Consider the following 15787-nt stretch of genomic DNA (forward strand, 5'->3'; position numbering starts at 1 on the left):
ATCTCGTAAAGGCTAGGGTGTTTGTTTGGAGTTTAATATTTCGTAGGTCATGGCAAAAAAAGCCGCAAAAAAAGCGCCAATCAGCGTTTCGATGATGCGCATTTCGGCAAATATTTGTGCAGTTCTTCCTTGGATGCCCATGAGCGCGAGTATGACATAAATGATGAAAGTCATAAGCGCGGCTACATACATCAATCCATTGGCAAAGGCGATCGGGATTAGTGAACCAGCCGCAATCGCCGCCAGCAATAAATGCCAATGGCTGTGCGCGGGGAAAACCAATGCCCATGCGGCCACCGAGGCGATGAGTACGCCAAATATACGCAGCCAAATTGTGGTTTGCGTACTCGATGGCTCTGGCCTAAAGACCATCAACGTGGTTGCGGCTGCTAAATTGGGCGCGTGTAAATGAAAGGCATGTGCGGTGAAAAAGCTACTGGCGCATGCAATGGCCAGAAAAACCCCAAATGTTTGGCTAGCATGCTGGCCAGCTCGCAGGTTTTGCCAATCTAATCGCCAGTGTGGAGCATGGGCGAGGGCAATCGGATTGTTGATTCGTGGTGCAAAAATGGTACTTAGTGCCATGGTGAAAATGGCGCCCACTAAATACAGTGGCAAGATTTCAGCACTGATAGATGTGCCTGGGTAGCCAATTAAATAAGCCGTAGCCAACATGCGTAATTTCATGTCGAGTGCAAAACCTGCGGCAAGATAACGCCCCAAGATACTAAATAGCAGTACAACCCCACATAACCAGATCAGCCAATGATCGTTTAGATATAAACTGACCCCGGCAGCGAGCAGTATCAGCGCATTTCCGAGCAGCATGCTTTCTAAGCGCTGCTGGCGGGTGCTGCCGATATCCATAAACAGGCTAGCGAGAATGCCAAAGCCAGCAAAAGCGGCATGCTGGCTATTGCCATTGGAGATAAACCAAGCCATAGGAAAGCCAAAAGCCATCGCACCCAGGATCATGCGTGAGCGATGAAACGGTTTTCCGGCCGGCTTAACTAGGCTTATCCATTGACTCATGACCAGTCGTTAGGCCCCGTGGCACTTTTTAAATTTTTTGCCTGAACCACAATGGCAAGGATCATTTCGCCCTACTTTAGGCTCTTCGCGCACGATTTGTTCGACTTTGCCAAATTTCTCTTCGAGCACGTAATACATCACATCCTCGATGTGCCATGGCAGCTCGGCAACACGTTCTTGGCGCTCCTTGATGCTAAGCGGCTTGAACGGCTCAACTGCTTCTTCCTCGGCGCTAGGTGACTGATCTGCCGCATCTTCTTCGCTGGCTGCCAGCTCTAAGATTTTGCTAACGGAAGTGTCGAGTTCTTCATTGGCTTGCAACAACTGCTCCCAAGCCTCGCCGCGCGCCTCAATGCCCGCATAAAAGCCAGAAGCCCAGTAGGTGCCCGAAGTTTCTTGCCATTTTTCGTCTTGCTCTTCATCCGACAAAATCACGGGTACATACAGTGGGTTTTCGCCTGGATTGTCGCGGCGGTTAACCGAAAAAGCCGCTTTAATACTGGCCGCGTGTTGGCGAATTAGGCCAAAAATCTCATCGGCCTCGGCGTGATCTTCAAATTCAGGCGGGGTGCCGGCAAAAATGGCGGGCAGCCATTCTTCTTCGGGCACTTCCTCTGGGCCAATCGCCAACGCAACTAAAAAGCCATCGAGCATTTCGATGTCCATGGTTTCGCCAGGTGTACGTGGCGACATTAAAAAACCATCGAGCAGCTCAAGTTGGTCGTCAGTGAGTAGTTTGTTGTTCATACAGAATTTTCCATTTTGTTAGATCTGCCGTGAGCCATTCGCTAAAAGTCTTATCCTCTGAGTGAAACCCATGGGCGAGAAAGAAGAGGCGGGCAGCATTGCTGGTGTAGATTTGCAAACGCTGAATATTTGAGCATTGTGCATTGAGTGCCAACTCAGCCAATAAAGCGCGGCCAATGCCGCGGCCTTGCCATTCAGGTGTGACATAAAACAGTTTTATCTCACCATCGCCATTTAATTGCGCTACACCAACTATGTCGTTACCCATTTGAGCGACCAGGGTAATCGCCTGCGTCAGATCAGGCCCCGACAATAAACTTGAGACGTTTTCATGGTACTGGCTTAGATAAGCCAATAACTCTTGTTGATCATTGGTTTCACCCGCTGTGGCGGCCGCCATCATGACTTGATGAGCTATGGCTAAGTCTTTGGCTTGTATGGGTCGAATTATTAGAGTCATAGCCAATTATACCGTGTTGTGAGGCTATTCGCCTTGCATCATTCCACAGAGGGGAATTGGAGTTTTTTGTCTCAATCTTGCTTAAAATTGCATAAAACTTACTAATTTGTGTTTATTTTCTGGCGATCAATGGCATATTGATCGCTTTACGGCGTAGTGGGTCAATAGGAAATTCGGTATGGCTTTATTTCGTTTTTGCTTTGGTTTGAGTGTGCTGGCGTATTGCATGAGCGCGGCAGCACAACAAAATGAAATCGAATTTTTGCAAAACTATGCAAAAAGCCTAGCTCATGCCCGTGAGCAAACGCTGACCGAAATCAATGCCCAGCGACCTCTGCGCCGCGGGAGTAAAGGGCCTGACGTCGCCGTTGCTAAGCAGCGTTTTAATGAGCTGGGCTACCCGATGGCGGTGAATGAGCTGTTTGATGCCGAGCTAGATGCTTCGGTACGTGAGTATCAGCTGGGCATGCACATGAAAGAGGACGGCATCTTAGATAAACAAACTAAATTCAATCTGAATTTAAATGATGCCAAGCGCTTGGCCTTACTCAATTGGCAAATCCCACAAATGCAAGCCCTGGCGCAGCAAGCGCCTGAGCGCTATGTGGTCGTCAATATCCCCGCGTATACGCTCACCGCGTATGAGAACGGCAAAACTGTGCTCGAATCGAAAATTGTGATCGGCAAAGACGATAGGCGCACGCCTTTACTTAGTACGCAAATCGCCGCGATTAAATACAACCCTAATTGGAGCGCGCCACCGGTTGTGATTAAAAATGACCTGATTAAAGATGGTCAGCTTAATGTCGCCAAGGTTAGAAAGCATAAATTGCGTATGCTCGACAGTGATGGCAATGAGGTTAATCCGGCTGAGGTGGCCGCATCGGGCGAGCGCAATTTTGCCCGTTATCGCTATGTGCAAGATCCGGGCGCTAAAAATGCTTTGGGGCGTTTGAAATTTGAGCTCACGGCGAGTAATGGCATTTATTTGCACGACACGCCCAGTAAAGGATTATTCGGTAAAGAGAATCGCGCCGCGTCCTCAGGCTGCGTGCGCGTTCAGCAGTGGCGTGATCTGGCGGCTTGGGTCTTGGGTGTGAAACCTAGCGTAGTAAGCCAAAGAATCGCAACGGAAAAAACCTATACCGAAGCCATCGCACGTCCAGTGAAAGTGTATTTTGTGTATTGGCCAGCGCAAATCGATCAGCAGCAAGTGCGCTGGTACGATGATATTTACAACGCCTATCTGAGCCCGCGCGGCGTAAATTCAGCCTTGCTGGCCCCAGCGCCAAGCCAGCCCAGTGGCGAGCAGTCTTTTCTGACCCAGTCGAAAACCAATACATCGATGAATTAAGATCTATAAGCAACAGGCGGGGTATTGCGCTCTGGTTTATGCTGCGTCTTGATTACAATGGCATACCGTGTTGTGTATGCGTGCTGTTATGAGTATTGACTATTCGCGCCGCGTTTATCTGGCCCAAGACTACATCCGTCGCCACTGCGAGGCTGATATCGAATTGGCCGATCTGGCCAAAGCTGCGCATTTTTCCCCGTATCACTTTCACCGTATTTTTACCGCTTTCACGCAAGAAACGCCGAATGACTTCTTGCGCCGTATGCGCGTTGAACGGGCGGCGCATTTACTCTTTCGCCGTCCCGCCATTCCGATGCTCGATATTGCGGTGCAATGCGGCTTTAAATCGCAAGCGATCTTCGCGCGGGCCTTTCGCCAACATTTTGGTATGACCGCTAGCGAGTGGCGCAAAGGCGATTTTTGGCTGCACGATGGCTCCTTTTGGCGCTGGCAACACATCAAGCAACAAGATAGCAAGGAATGCAAAAAGCCCGGCTACGGTGATGCGCTACTATCCGACTTGTTTGCAGCGCGACGCGAAGAATTTCTAGCAGTGCGCCATGGCGAGCGGCCAGCTTTTATCCGTAACCTGCAAATTGTTGAAAAACCCGCGTTTCGCCGCGCCTTTATCTGGCGGCAAGGCATATTGCGCGAGCAAATTTTAGATTTATGGGCTGAATTACTGCATTGGGCCAATGCCAATGGCGTGTTTCGCCCGGATTTAATCGGCGTGGCGCGTAATTTGGATAACGCCAATGTGACGGCAGAAGCCTTGTGCCGTTACGAAGCAGGTTTTGTACTGAGTGAAGATAGCCCTGATTTTGCACGCCATACAGGGCAGCAAACGATTTTGTTTGATCAGATTGAAGGCGGCTTATTTGTTGAAATCGACTTTGAAGGCACGCTGGCTGATGAAACCTTGGTCGAAGAATATTTTTACAACTACTGGCTACCAAGCAGTGGTTGGAATTTGGCGCATCGCTCGGGCTACATCGAAGTGCCGATGAGTAATGCACTGCAGCCATTACACGCCGAGATGCAAATTTGCACCCGCTGGTATATCCCAGTGTGCAAACAACGCCCTTAGCACAGCAGTGCTTGGGGTATAAGCCTGCAAGCATTGTTAAATATTAAAGCGAAAGGGGTACGGTGGTGGGTATTAAAAAACTTTGTTTATGTATCATTCTGTTTAGTCACTGCGCACTTGCAGCCGATCTGCCCAGTGCCAGCCCTGAGTCGCAAGGCATCGACTCGGCGCAGCTTGATGCGGCACTAAAGGACATCAAGTCCATCGACGCTGCAATTGATAGTGTGCTGATCATGCGCAATGGCAAGGTGGTGTTGGAAAGCTATTTCTACCCTTATCAAGCAGATGTTTTGCATCCACTTTTTTCGGTGACCAAAAGTGTGACTTCAACGTTGTTGGGGGTTTCGCTGCAGCAGCAAAAGCTCAAAAACCTGAATCAAACGATTCAACCCTTCTTCGCCAACAAACTCAAACCGGAAAGCGACAAAGCCAGTATCACATTAGGAAATTTACTCGATATGCACTCAGGCTTGGCTTGGCTTCCTTTAACGCCGAACGACCCAGAGTCGAGTAATTATCAATTGTGGCAAAGCAAAAACAGGCAGCAATTTGTTTTGCAGCAGCCAATGGATGACGTGCCGGGCCGCACGTTTAGCTATAACAATGGCAATTATGTTTTGCTCTCTGGCGTCATTGAGCAGGCATGGGGTGCGACTATGCAAGAGATTGCGCAAAAACACTTATTTGGCAAACTTGGCATTGCACGCAGCACTTGGCAAAAGGATCCGCAAGGTCACAATGGTGGTGAAACGGGTTTGGCCTTAACGACGCGCGATCTGGCTCGCCTAGGGCAGTTGTGGTTACAGGATGGCGTTTGGGAGCAAGAGCGTTTACTACCGACGGGTTGGACGGCCCAATTATTCGCCGATACCCAAGCAGCACAAAGCGCGGGGTATAAGCGTGGCTTTTGGGTGAATCTGGGTGGGCAGTATTTTGATGCTCAAGGCTCTTTCGGTCAGTTTGTCCGGGTAGATCCGCAGCATCAGCTGGTCATTGTGATGACTGGTAAATTGGCTGAACTCGATAAAGCATTTTTGAATAAATTACACCGAATTGCGCAAGGTGGCGAGCCTATAGCCAGCAATACACTAGCGCAGGCGCAGCTAGCCCAAACGGTGCAATCACTAGCTAAACCTACAGGGCAAGCAAATACCCGCGAAATTGGCAAGCAATGGTACAACCGGACTTGGCGTTTTGCCGATAAGCCTTGGGGTATCAGTGCAGTTAGCTTTAAACCCGACCCGAAAGACGCCGCGGCAATCGTGTGGGAAGTCGATGCTGGCTGGGCAAAAAACGAATGGCCGGTCGGGATGGATGGGCGCTATTTGGAAAAACGTGATCGCAATGGGCAAATACTGCAAGTGCGAGGGCGTTGGATAAATGAACGCACGCTAGAAATAACGACCCAATACGTAGAGGATATCTGGCGTTGGAAATACCGTTTCGTTTTTAACAATGAACAGGTCGTGATGACCTACAGCGACAATAGCTTTGACGAAGCAAAAATAGCCCTTGGTCGCTAAGGTGGTACACATCACAGTTGTGCAACCGTACCATTTTTGTGGGTATATCTTTGTAAGACAGTATAAATAATTACCTTGGTTAAATACGGCTGATGGGTATGAAAAAAATCATCATCGCTGGATCTTTGCTATCGGCTTTTGCTCAGGCTGGCGAATTGCCAGTGGCCAGCCCCGAGTCGCAAGGCTTTGATTCGGCCAAGCTGGCTAATTTAGTGCAAGTGATCGAGCGCGAAGGCTGGGCGATTGATAGCGTGTTATTGATGCGCAATGGCAAAGTAGTGCTCGATAGCTATTTTTACCCCTACGCGCCCAATCAACTGCACGATATGCGCTCGGTCACCAAATCGGTGGTGTCTACATTGCTTGGCTTGAGTATTACGCAGCGCAAACTCAGCAATCTGCAGCAGGCCGTTCTGCCTTTCTATCCAGCCCGGCAGCGTAAAGAGCAAGATGAAGACAAAAAACGTTTATCACTTGAGAACTTGGTCGATATGCGATCAGGCCTGCAATGGAATGAATGGCCATACACCGAAGATTCAACCATTTATCAGATGTATCGCAGCCAAGATCAACACCAATTTGTGATCGGTTTACCGCTAGTTACCAAACCCGGTGCGGTGTTTAACTACAACGGCGGCAATATGAATTTGCTCTCTGGCGTGGTCGAAAAGGCATGGGGTGAGCCGATGGCGCAGGTAGCCAGCAAGGCCTTGTTCGCCAAGTTGGGTATTACCGATTTTCGTTGGGCCAGCGACCCACAAGGGCACACTATCGGTGAGTCGGCACTTTATTTAAAACCACACGACATGGCGCGGCTAGGGCAATTTTGGCTTGATGATGGTGTGATTGCCCAAGAGCGCCTGCTGCCTACTGGTTGGACTAGCCAGTTGCTTGCCGAAGGATTGCCCGCCGTACTGGGTATGCAATATCGGCGTGGGTTTTGGATTAGCCCGAATCAACAAACCTTCCAAGCGCAGGGCAGGCATGGGCAAATGATTGTTGTCGCGCCACAGCAAAAAATTGTGCTGGTGGTAACGGGAAAAATGAGCGAGCGAAAGAAGGAGTGGTACGATCTTTATCCCTTATTAACCCCTTCCTTGTCTGAAGGTGCTTTGCCCGAAAATCCTGCCGCGCAAGCCAAACTCAAGGCCGTAACCGAGCGCATTGCCCAGCCTAAACCAGATGAAAATACCATCAAACTAGGCCGTCAATGGCTAGGTAAAAAGTGGCAACTGAGTGACAACCCAACTGGCATGACTGCGTTCGAAATCACCGCCGATCCAAACGATACGGGCGCGCTGTTATGGCGAGTAGATTGGCAGAATAAAAAATCACTTTGGAATCGAAGCAGCGGAACCAATCATTGGCGTGTGGGCCTTGATGGAGCTTATCGTTTTCAGCGCGACCCAAGTGCGAATGGTGAAACCTTGGCCTTGCGCGCAAAGTGGCTAGACCCTGAAACCTTAACGCTAGAAGCACAATATCCAACGGGCGGTGGGGTGTGGGAATATCAAATGCAATTGAGCGGCGACACATTGTCTGTTGAATTAAATGACAACGAAGCATTTGCAACGCAATTTACTGGGCGCATTCAGGCAAAGGGGCAGTAAGTGGACTTTTTTAATCAATATATTTTCCCCACGCTGATCATGGGATCGTTTGCTGGCTCTTTGCTCTATTTAGTCTGTGCACGCATGGTCTACGATCATTTGCATGAGCATTATCGCGATGCGCTGCCAGAAAAAAACGAAATTGCGTTTGGTGATGCCGATGATGGGATGGGGGTGTATATCGCTGCGGTGTGGTATGCGTCTAGAACTGGCGGCTATAAACGCATTCAGAGCAATACTTGGCGTGGGTTTTATACGGTGACGCGTGTGCTCGGTGCATTTACTGGGGTTTGCTTGCTGCTGCTGTGTGCGTCATTTTTCTTCTGGACTGAGCTTAAAACCTTCTTGGCCTGAGCTGGCGATAGCAGGGATGGCCGTGGCTAAGCACCACGGCCATTATTTTTAGCGGGTATTTTTCAGTAAGCCCAGTAGCGCTTCTGAATCCAGTTTGCCGCTGGCCTCGCCTCCCTCGAGCAATGAATCGGCCAGATCGCGTTTATCGTGGTGCAGCGCAACGATTTGCTCTTCAATCGTGCCTTCCGCCACCAGTCGGTAAATCGTCACCGGTCTTTGCTGACCCATGCGGTGTGCACGGTCCGACGCTTGATCTTCGACCGCGGGGTTCCACCATGGATCGAGGTGGATCACATAGTCCGCGGCGGTGAGGTTGAGCCCTGACCCGCCGGCTTTCAGGCTAATCAGGAAAATATCGCCAATACCGGCCTGAAAATCGTTCACCGCTTTTTGCCGTTGCTTAATGCTGGTGCTGCCATCCAGATATTGGTAACTGATCTGTTTACTATCCAGCCAGTCGCGCACGATCGCCAGATGGTCAACAAACTGGCTAAACACCAAGGCTTTATGGTTGTTATCGAGCAATTCTTCGGCGATTTCGGCAAAGGCGATCAGCTTGCTGCCCGCCATTTGGCTCTCGGGCATCACCAATCTAGGGTTACAGCAAAAGCGGCGCAATTTGGTGATTTCGGTTAGCACTTGCAGCGGTTTATTGCCTTCCTGTGGCTTCATCGCGTCGAGTTTTTCCACCGCTTGCTGGCGTAGCGCCTCGTACAAATGCATTTCTTCGCTCGATAGCGGCACTTTATGCGTGATTTCGGTGCGCGCGGGTAGCTCGGTCAGTACCTGCGTTTTGGTTCGGCGCAGCATAAACGGCGCGATCAGTTTTTTGAGCGCCAGTTTGGCGTGTTTCGCGTCGCTTTGCCCGTCTTCAATCGGTTGCGCAAAGCGCTTTTTAAACCGTTCTTGCGAGCCCAGTAGTGCGGGGTTGATAAAGCGGAACAGATTCCACAATTCGCCCAGATGGTTTTCCATCGGCGTGCCGGTGGCGATCATTTTAAAGTCGGCCTGCAAGGCCATCGCAGCTTGGCTGCGGCGAGTTTGGCCGTTTTTAATCGCCTGCGCTTCATCGAGCACCACGGTGTGCCAATGCGCTGTGGCGAAGTTTTCGGCTTCCAGTTGGAACAGGCCGTAGCTCACAATAACAAGATCGAAAGGTGACAAGTCACTTAAATTGCGATTGACCTGAAAATTGCGAATTTTTAGCGTTGGCGCAAATTTCGCTGCTTCGGCTTGCCAGTTAATCGCTACCGACGTCGGCGCAACGACCAGCGCGGGGCCGTTGGGCGCGCGTTCAAGCAATAGCGCCAGCGTTTGTACCGTTTTGCCCAAGCCCATATCGTCGGCCAAACATGCGCCTACGCCCCAGTGCGCCAAGCGAGATAGCCATTGAAAACCTTCGAGCTGATAATCGCGCAGCGTCGCTTGCAAGGTCGATGGTACTTTAGGCTGGTGCTGCGCTAGGGTGTCGAGCTTGGCCAGATGCGCTTGCCAGGCTTTATCGGCCTGAACTTCACCGGCCTCTAACGCGAGTTCAGATAGCGCGCCGCTGGCGAGCAGGTTGACTCGCAAGCCGTCTTTGCTGTCATCCGATAAGGCGCGCAGTTCTTCCAAACGGCGGCGTAGATTATCGGTAAGCGCCAAATAATCGTTGTCGCCCAATTGAATAAAACGCCCCGGCGCACCGTCGAGTAGCGACAGTAGTTGGCGCAATTGCAGCACTTTGCCGCCGTCGATCTCAATTTCACCGTTAACAACAAACCAATCGCCCTGCTGCTTAATCCCCATGCGTAGCTGGCTCATGCCGCGCGTGGCTTTCAGTCTAAAGCGCTCGCCTTCGGGCCAAACCAGTTCAACTTGTCCTTCAGGCAGGGCGCGCAATTGGCTGAGTAATTCCAAACACAATTCTGGCGTATCGAGCTGCCAAGTTTGATCGTCGTGCACCGCATCGGCCAGCGCGGTGCAGTAGTTCAAAATCTGTTGGTGCGCTTGTTTTTCCGCGCGTAAATCGCGCTGCGCTTGTACCGTTTTACCATCCAGCTCGCCCAGCACATTGGCCGCGCCTTTGCCCGGCGTAAACCAGCCCGCTTCGGGCAGCGGGCGGACCAAGAACTGTAGCCGCAAGCCGCTTTCAATCGGCAATAAATGCGCGTAAATCTGTGGGCTGGCGGCGATGCTGTCGATGTGAGCGGATAGCTCGGGCAGGTCGGAATGAATCGTAATATGCGGCGCAATTGCGGTAATCGCCTCCACCAACTGCGGTTTGGCTTCGGCGGGAACGGTCAGCCCCTTGCCCAAAATGCCCGCGATTTGCGTGATATCGGGCGTGATGCGGTATACGGCAAGGCGCGTCGGCGTTTCTTTGCGCCACAGCACCGTATTTCCAGCAATGACTTCAGGGTCGAGCTTGAGCGAGATTTTGCCGGTGGTCTCTTTTAAATTGAGCGTGATTTCGCCGGCGACTATATCAATACGCACATCGGGCGAGTCGCTCCAAAAAACATGCGGGTGATTGATGAGCTCGGGTAGTGCGGCTTCGCCATCAAGGGTATAGCCTGAGTCGCCATAGAAATTATAATCTGCAGTGATATACCTGCTGATTTTTTTATCCGCATCAGATAAGTAATTAAGGCTAGCATCGCCTTGTAACAGACGTTTTAGCGCAACTGCACGGCCTTTGCTCCAAACGCCTTTTGCGCTGATCTTTTGCTCGCGCGGCTCGAGTAACACGCCGCTGCGGCCCGCAGTGACTAGCCATGCCAGACGAATGCTGGCGGCAGGGGCTTGCGCTGGCGTTTTATTAAATTGGCTCAAGGCGGTCAGTGCGCGCTGCCAGACGGGTTCGAGCTTGACGATATCGATTAGCGGCTTAATACCGCGCTCGGCGTGCCAATTCGGTGTTGAGTGATGCGTTTCGTACGCGCGATCAAGCAGCAGCGCCAATTCTTCGCGTGCCCACGCGTATTGCTGCCATTGTTCTAGCCGTTCCTCTAGTGCAGATTGCCACTCCGAGTCCAATTCCTGTTGTTGCCAGTACAGCAGCAGTAATTCAAACAATCCATCGAGGCCAAATGACGGCGGCGGGATTTCATAATTTTGGATCGGTGCAGGCATGGATTTGGCAATTTGCAGAATCCACGGTAAATGCACATCGTAAACGCTGGAATAACGCGATTTATCGCCGACTTCAAACTGCGTAAGCAGCGCGGCGTGGTATTCGCCATTATGCGGCTCGCTAAACAGCGCAGCGCTGTAAAACAGGCCAGCGTGCCCAGCGATACCGACCTTGCGCTTATTGCTGAGCTTTTTGAGCGCCAGTACAAAATCAAAGCCCAATTTTGCGCTGCGCGCGTAATCGCCTTTGAGCACGGATAAAACGATGGCAAATTCAGCTTGCGTTTGTGGCTCTAAATACGCATGAAAAGTTTGAATCTTGCCCAAATCACCACGCAAAATCGCTTGCCAGCTTAAATATTCGGCAATCTCGCTAGCCGCAGCGAAGCGCTCTTTAAATTGCGCAGCAGCAAAGTGATATTGCGCGCTGGCTGGTAGCAGCGCACGGCAGGCGAAATGAAAATAATCGCTCAGCAGCGCGCTTTGCGTGTCGGCGCTCGCGAGGTGAAATAGATCTTTGGCGGCAGGCTGAAACAGAAGGTGGGCAGGGTGGCGCAGTAGCGAATCGGGGCTAACGCCCGCGCTGCTCATTTGAAATAGCGCTTGCCCGCATTCGAGCGCGTCGTCACTTAATGCCGCTTGCAGCGCGCGTTGCGCCCAAGCGCGCTGGCTGCCCGCTTCCCACGGCTGTATCACGGGCTGATGTTTGCGCGTGATATTAAGCCAAGTTTGCAGGCTGCCCTCGTGTTGCAACTGCACCAGTACCGCCCATTGCCATTGCGGGTCGATCTCAAAGCCTTGAATCGCAGCCGATTTGATCACGCGCTTGAGCATCAGCCGCGCCATACCGGCTTTCAGGCCTTCCAGCGTAAAGTGAATCTCGGACGGCGCTTGCGCGTCATTGATAATGCTAAACAAGCGGTTTTGCGCCAAACCCGTGCCATAGCAGGCAAAAGCGGCGAGCAAAGGCCAGTCGGCGAGGTCGAGCTCGCCGTTCTCGATGGCGTTGGCGATCATTAGTGCAACTCGTTCAGCAATTCTTTCACGCGCACTGCACGCAATACGCTCTCTGGCCAATTACCTTCAACGCGCAATTTATCTTGGCCCGCCAGTTTGTAGTTTTTCTTGCTCTGGATCAGCGAGATGATCTTCATCGGGTCGACCGTGGTTTTGGGCAAGAAATGAATAATAATCGCATTGTCCGCAGCGTCAATTTTGCTAATGCCGAGCGGCCCCGCCAGCATGCGCAGGCGATGGCAGTCGAGTAGCACTTTGGCGGCGTCGGGCAATAGGCCAAAGCGATCGATCATTTCTTGATGAATGTCACCCAATTCATCGTTGTTTTCGACGCTGGCGAGGCGTTTATACAGCGACAAGCGCTCGTTCACATCGGGGCAGTAATCATCCGGCAGCAAGGCGGGCGCGTGCAGATTGATTTCTGTTGTAACGCCCAAAGGCTGTGACAAATCGGGCTCTTTGCCCGCTTTTAGCGCTTTCACCGCTTGCTTGAGCATTTGTGAATACAGCGCGAAGCCAATTTCCTGCATTTCGCCCGATTGCGAGTCGCCCAGCACTTCACCCGCGCCACGAATTTCCAAGTCGTGCATCGCCAAGTAGAAGCCAGAGCCGAGCTCTTCCATCATTTGAATCGCTTCCAGACGTTTTTTCGCGTCCTTGGTGATGCCATCCACGTCGGGGACGAGCAGGTAGGCGTAGGCTTGGTGGTGGCTACGGCCAACACGGCCGCGCATTTGGTGCAACTGCGCCAAGCCGAATTTATCGGCGCGGTTCATGATGATGGTGTTGGCATTCGGGATGTCGATACCAGTTTCGATAATCGTCGTACACAACAGCACATTAAAGCGCATCTGATTAAAATCGCGCATCACATGCTCAAGGTCGGACGGGCGCATCTGGCCGTGCGCGACGCCGATACGCGCTTCGGGTAACAGTAGCGCCAATTTTTCGCGCATGTTTTCGATGGTGTCGACTTCATTGTGCAAAAAGAAAACCTGCCCGCCGCGTTTCAATTCGCGCAGCACCGCTTCGCGGATAATGCCGTCAGAAAACTTCGCGACAAAGGTTTTTACTGCCAGTCGTTTATTCGGTGCAGTGGCAATGACTGAAAAGTCGCGCAAGCCTTCCAAGCTCATCGCCAGCGTACGCGGGATCGGCGTAGCGGTGAGCGTCAATACGTCAACATTGGCGCGCAGTGCTTTCAGCTGCTCTTTCTGGCGTACGCCAAAGCGGTGTTCTTCGTCGATGATCACCAATCCGAGTTTGGCAAACTCAACGTCGGGCTGAACCAGTTTATGCGTGCCAATCACAATATCAATCGTGCCATCGGCCAAACCTTTCATCGCCGCTGTGGTTTCTTTGCCAGAACGGAAACGGGAGAGTTCGGCGACTTTAATCGGCCAGTCGGCAAAACGATCGGCAAAGTTTTGATAATGCTGCTCGGCCAATAGCGTGGTTGGTACTAACACAGCAACCTGTTTGCCGCCTGCAACCGCACAGAACGCCGCGCGCAGCGCAACTTCGGTTTTACCAAAACCTACGTCGCCACAGACCAAACGATCCATTGGCTGTGTGGTGCGCATATCGACCAATACAGCTTCAATCGCCGCGGCTTGATCGGCGGTTTCTTCAAAGCCAAAGCCGGCGGCAAAGGCTTGGTAATCGTGATGGCTCCATTCAAACGCATGGCCTTGGCGCGCGGCGCGGCGCGCGTACAGGTTCAGCAATTCAGCGGCGGTGTCGCGCACTTGTTCGGCGGCTTTGCGCTTGGCCTTTTCCCAAGCGCCAGAGCCGAGCTTGTGGACATTGACGTTTTCAGTCGAGCCGCCTGAATAGCGCGAAATAACGTGCAATTGGCTGACTGGCACGTACAATTTATCGCCGCCAGCGTATTCGATCAGCAGTAATTCGGTATTGCCATCGCCCAAATCCATCGACGTCAGGCCCATATACAGGCCAATGCCGTGCGCTTCGTGCACGACGGGGTCGCCAATTTTGAGCTCGGACAAATCGCGCAGCATCGCATCGGTATTGCTGCGTTTTTGCTGCTTTTTACCGCGCGATTGAATGACGGCAGGGTAGAGGTCGGCCTCGGTAATCACCGCCAATGATTCAGACTGCCACACAAAGCCACGGAAAATCGGTGCTGCGATTAGCTGGATTTTGGCTTTGTTAGTTTTGGCTGTCGCCCAATCTTCCACTAATTCCGGTTTAAAGCCGTATTCAGCAAAAAACTGCGACATCGTTTCGCGGCGGCCCAAGCTTTCGGCAACCAGCAGCAAACGGCCTGGGTAGTGCGCGGCGAAATCGGTCAGTTTGGTAATTGGATTTTCGCTGCGGCGATCCACGTCGAGCGCGGGCAGCGGTTGGGTGATGCTGGTTTCGCCTGCGGTTAACTCTAGGCGGCGGTATTTTTTGATGTGGCCAAACAAAAGGTCTGGCGCAACAAACAAATCGCGCGGTGGTAAGAGTGGGCGGTCTTTGTCGCCAATATTGAGCTTATGGCGCTCGGCAATATCTTGCCAGTATTGCTCTGCAGCCGAGGTTAGATCACCGTGAAGCGCCAATACCCCGTCGTTAGGTAAGTAATCGAATAGCGTTGCCGTCGCGTCGAAAAAAAGTGGCAGATAGTATTCAACCCCCGCCGGAATAATGCCATTGCTAATGTCTTTGTAGAGGCGCGCATTCGTTGGCGCACCTTCAAACACCTCGCGAAAGCGCTGGCGAAATTTGGTTTTGCCCGCGTCATCGGTCGGGAATTCTCGCGCTGGCAGCAGGCGAATTTCGGGCACGGGGTAGAGGCTGCGCTGCGTATCGACGTCGAAAGTGCGGATTGTTTCGATTTCGCTATCGAATAAATCAATCCGAAACGGCAGCGTGCTGCCCATAGGGAATAAATCGATCAAACCGCCGCGAATCGAAAATTCGCCCGGACCATACACTTGCGTGACGTGGTTGTAACCGGCAAACGCCATATCGGCGCGCAGTTTTTCTGCGTCGAGCTTTTCGCCTTTTTTAAGGAAAAAAGTCGTGCCAGTAATAAATTCAACCGGCGGAAAAACGCCCATTGCGGTTTGAAGCGGCACAACCAACACATCGGCTGCGCCTTGGCGTACTTGCCAGAGCGCGGCAAGACGTTCGCTAATCAGGTCGGAGTGCGGCGAGAAATGATCGTAGGGCAGTGTTTCCCAATCGGGGAGCTGGACGATGCTTTTCTCGGGCAGGAAAAACGCCATTTCATCTTTAATGCGAGCCGCTTCTTGCGCGTTGGCCGTTAGCACGATCAGTAATTTAGCCTCGCCCACGTATTCGGCAAGGAGTCGCGCGTCGCCCGAGCCGTGTGGCGTGGCGAGCTGAAGGCGTTCTGGGTTGCTAGAGGCACGAGGTAGAGCAGGCAGCGTCATGGCATCAACACGAAGATGAAGTTTTCACGATTATATCAGGCTCAGACAGCGCATTGCGCGAATGATATTAATACCGCATTCATAC

10 protein-coding genes are annotated in these 15787 nt (G+C 51.9%); 5 read left to right on the top strand and 5 right to left on the bottom strand.

What is annotated here, in order from left to right:
* Nucleotides 1-12: 12 nt before the first annotated feature.
* Genes NT239_00755 through NT239_00765 form a run of 3 tightly spaced genes read right to left on the bottom strand, consistent with a single transcriptional unit; the run spans nucleotide 13 to nucleotide 2239 of the window.
* Complete coding sequence (locus NT239_00755) at nucleotides 13-1032, bottom strand: FUSC family protein (protein ID XGA71404.1); 1020 nt, start codon at nucleotides 1030-1032, stop codon at nucleotides 13-15.
* Between the two features lie 9 nt (nucleotides 1033-1041).
* Complete coding sequence (locus NT239_00760; protein ID XGA71405.1) at nucleotides 1042-1779, bottom strand: UPF0149 family protein; 738 nt, start codon at nucleotides 1777-1779, stop codon at nucleotides 1042-1044.
* Nucleotides 1757-2239, bottom strand: coding sequence for a GNAT family N-acetyltransferase (locus NT239_00765; GenBank protein ID XGA71406.1), 483 nt, complete (start codon nucleotides 2237-2239; stop codon nucleotides 1757-1759). Before NT239_00765 ends, NT239_00760 begins: the two co-directional genes overlap by 23 nt.
* A gap of 178 nt (nucleotides 2240-2417) precedes the next feature.
* Here NT239_00765 and NT239_00770 point away from each other — a divergent pair, with 178 nt between their 5' ends.
* The 5 genes from NT239_00770 to NT239_00790 all read left to right on the top strand — a co-directional run bounded on the left by NT239_00770 (nucleotide 2418) and on the right by NT239_00790 (nucleotide 8167).
* Entirely contained in the window at nucleotides 2418-3593 is a 1176-nt protein-coding gene (locus tag NT239_00770) for a L,D-transpeptidase family protein (GenBank protein ID XGA71407.1), read from the top strand.
* Between the two features lie 88 nt (nucleotides 3594-3681).
* Complete coding sequence (locus NT239_00775; protein ID XGA71408.1) at nucleotides 3682-4680, top strand: helix-turn-helix domain-containing protein; 999 nt, start codon at nucleotides 3682-3684, stop codon at nucleotides 4678-4680.
* A gap of 65 nt (nucleotides 4681-4745) precedes the next feature.
* Nucleotides 4746-6203, top strand: a complete 1458-nt coding sequence (locus NT239_00780) for a beta-lactamase family protein (protein ID XGA71409.1) — start codon at nucleotides 4746-4748, stop codon at nucleotides 6201-6203.
* A gap of 98 nt (nucleotides 6204-6301) precedes the next feature.
* Nucleotides 6302-7813: a serine hydrolase gene (locus NT239_00785; protein XGA71410.1), complete on the top strand. Its 1512-nt coding sequence runs from the start codon at nucleotides 6302-6304 to the stop codon at nucleotides 7811-7813.
* The gene (locus tag NT239_00790; GenBank protein ID XGA71411.1) at nucleotides 7814-8167 is read left to right on the top strand and encodes a hypothetical protein; all 354 of its coding nucleotides are present in this window, start codon (nucleotides 7814-7816) and stop codon (nucleotides 8165-8167) included. It abuts the gene before it with no gap.
* A 48-nt stretch (nucleotides 8168-8215) separates the two neighbouring features.
* On the opposite strand, the gene NT239_00795 is transcribed toward NT239_00790, so the two are convergent.
* The gene (locus NT239_00795) at nucleotides 8216-12298 is read right to left on the bottom strand and encodes a DEAD/DEAH box helicase (GenBank protein ID XGA71412.1); all 4083 of its coding nucleotides are present in this window, start codon (nucleotides 12296-12298) and stop codon (nucleotides 8216-8218) included.
* On the bottom strand, nucleotides 12298-15702 hold the full coding sequence (mfd, locus tag NT239_00800) for a transcription-repair coupling factor (protein XGA71413.1): 3405 nt from the start codon (nucleotides 15700-15702) through the stop codon (nucleotides 12298-12300). The genes NT239_00795 and mfd overlap by 1 nt, the downstream gene beginning before the upstream one ends.
* Nucleotides 15703-15787 lie beyond the last annotated feature (85 nt).

Origin of the sequence: Chitinibacter sp. SCUT-21 (genome assembly GCA_041874755.1) — a bacterium.
Lineage (GTDB): Bacteria > Pseudomonadota > Gammaproteobacteria > Burkholderiales > Chitinibacteraceae > Chitinibacter.

Excerpts from the sequence above, each read along its gene's own strand:
- NT239_00755 (XGA71404.1), bottom strand. The coding sequence starts at position 1,032 with ATGAGTCAATGGATAAGCCTAGTTAAGCCGGCCGGAAAACCGTTTCAT.
- NT239_00760 (XGA71405.1), bottom strand. The coding sequence starts at position 1,779 with ATGAACAACAAACTACTCACTGACGACCAACTTGAGCTGCTCGATGGT.
- NT239_00765 (XGA71406.1), bottom strand. The coding sequence starts at position 2,239 with ATGACTCTAATAATTCGACCCATACAAGCCAAAGACTTAGCCATAGCT.
- NT239_00770 (XGA71407.1), top strand. The coding sequence starts at position 2,418 with ATGGCTTTATTTCGTTTTTGCTTTGGTTTGAGTGTGCTGGCGTATTGC.
- NT239_00775 (XGA71408.1), top strand. The coding sequence starts at position 3,682 with ATGAGTATTGACTATTCGCGCCGCGTTTATCTGGCCCAAGACTACATC.
- NT239_00785 (XGA71410.1), top strand. The coding sequence starts at position 6,302 with ATGAAAAAAATCATCATCGCTGGATCTTTGCTATCGGCTTTTGCTCAG.
- NT239_00795 (XGA71412.1), bottom strand. The coding sequence starts at position 12,298 with ATGATCGCCAACGCCATCGAGAACGGCGAGCTCGACCTCGCCGACTGG.
- mfd (XGA71413.1), bottom strand. The coding sequence starts at position 15,702 with ATGACGCTGCCTGCTCTACCTCGTGCCTCTAGCAACCCAGAACGCCTT.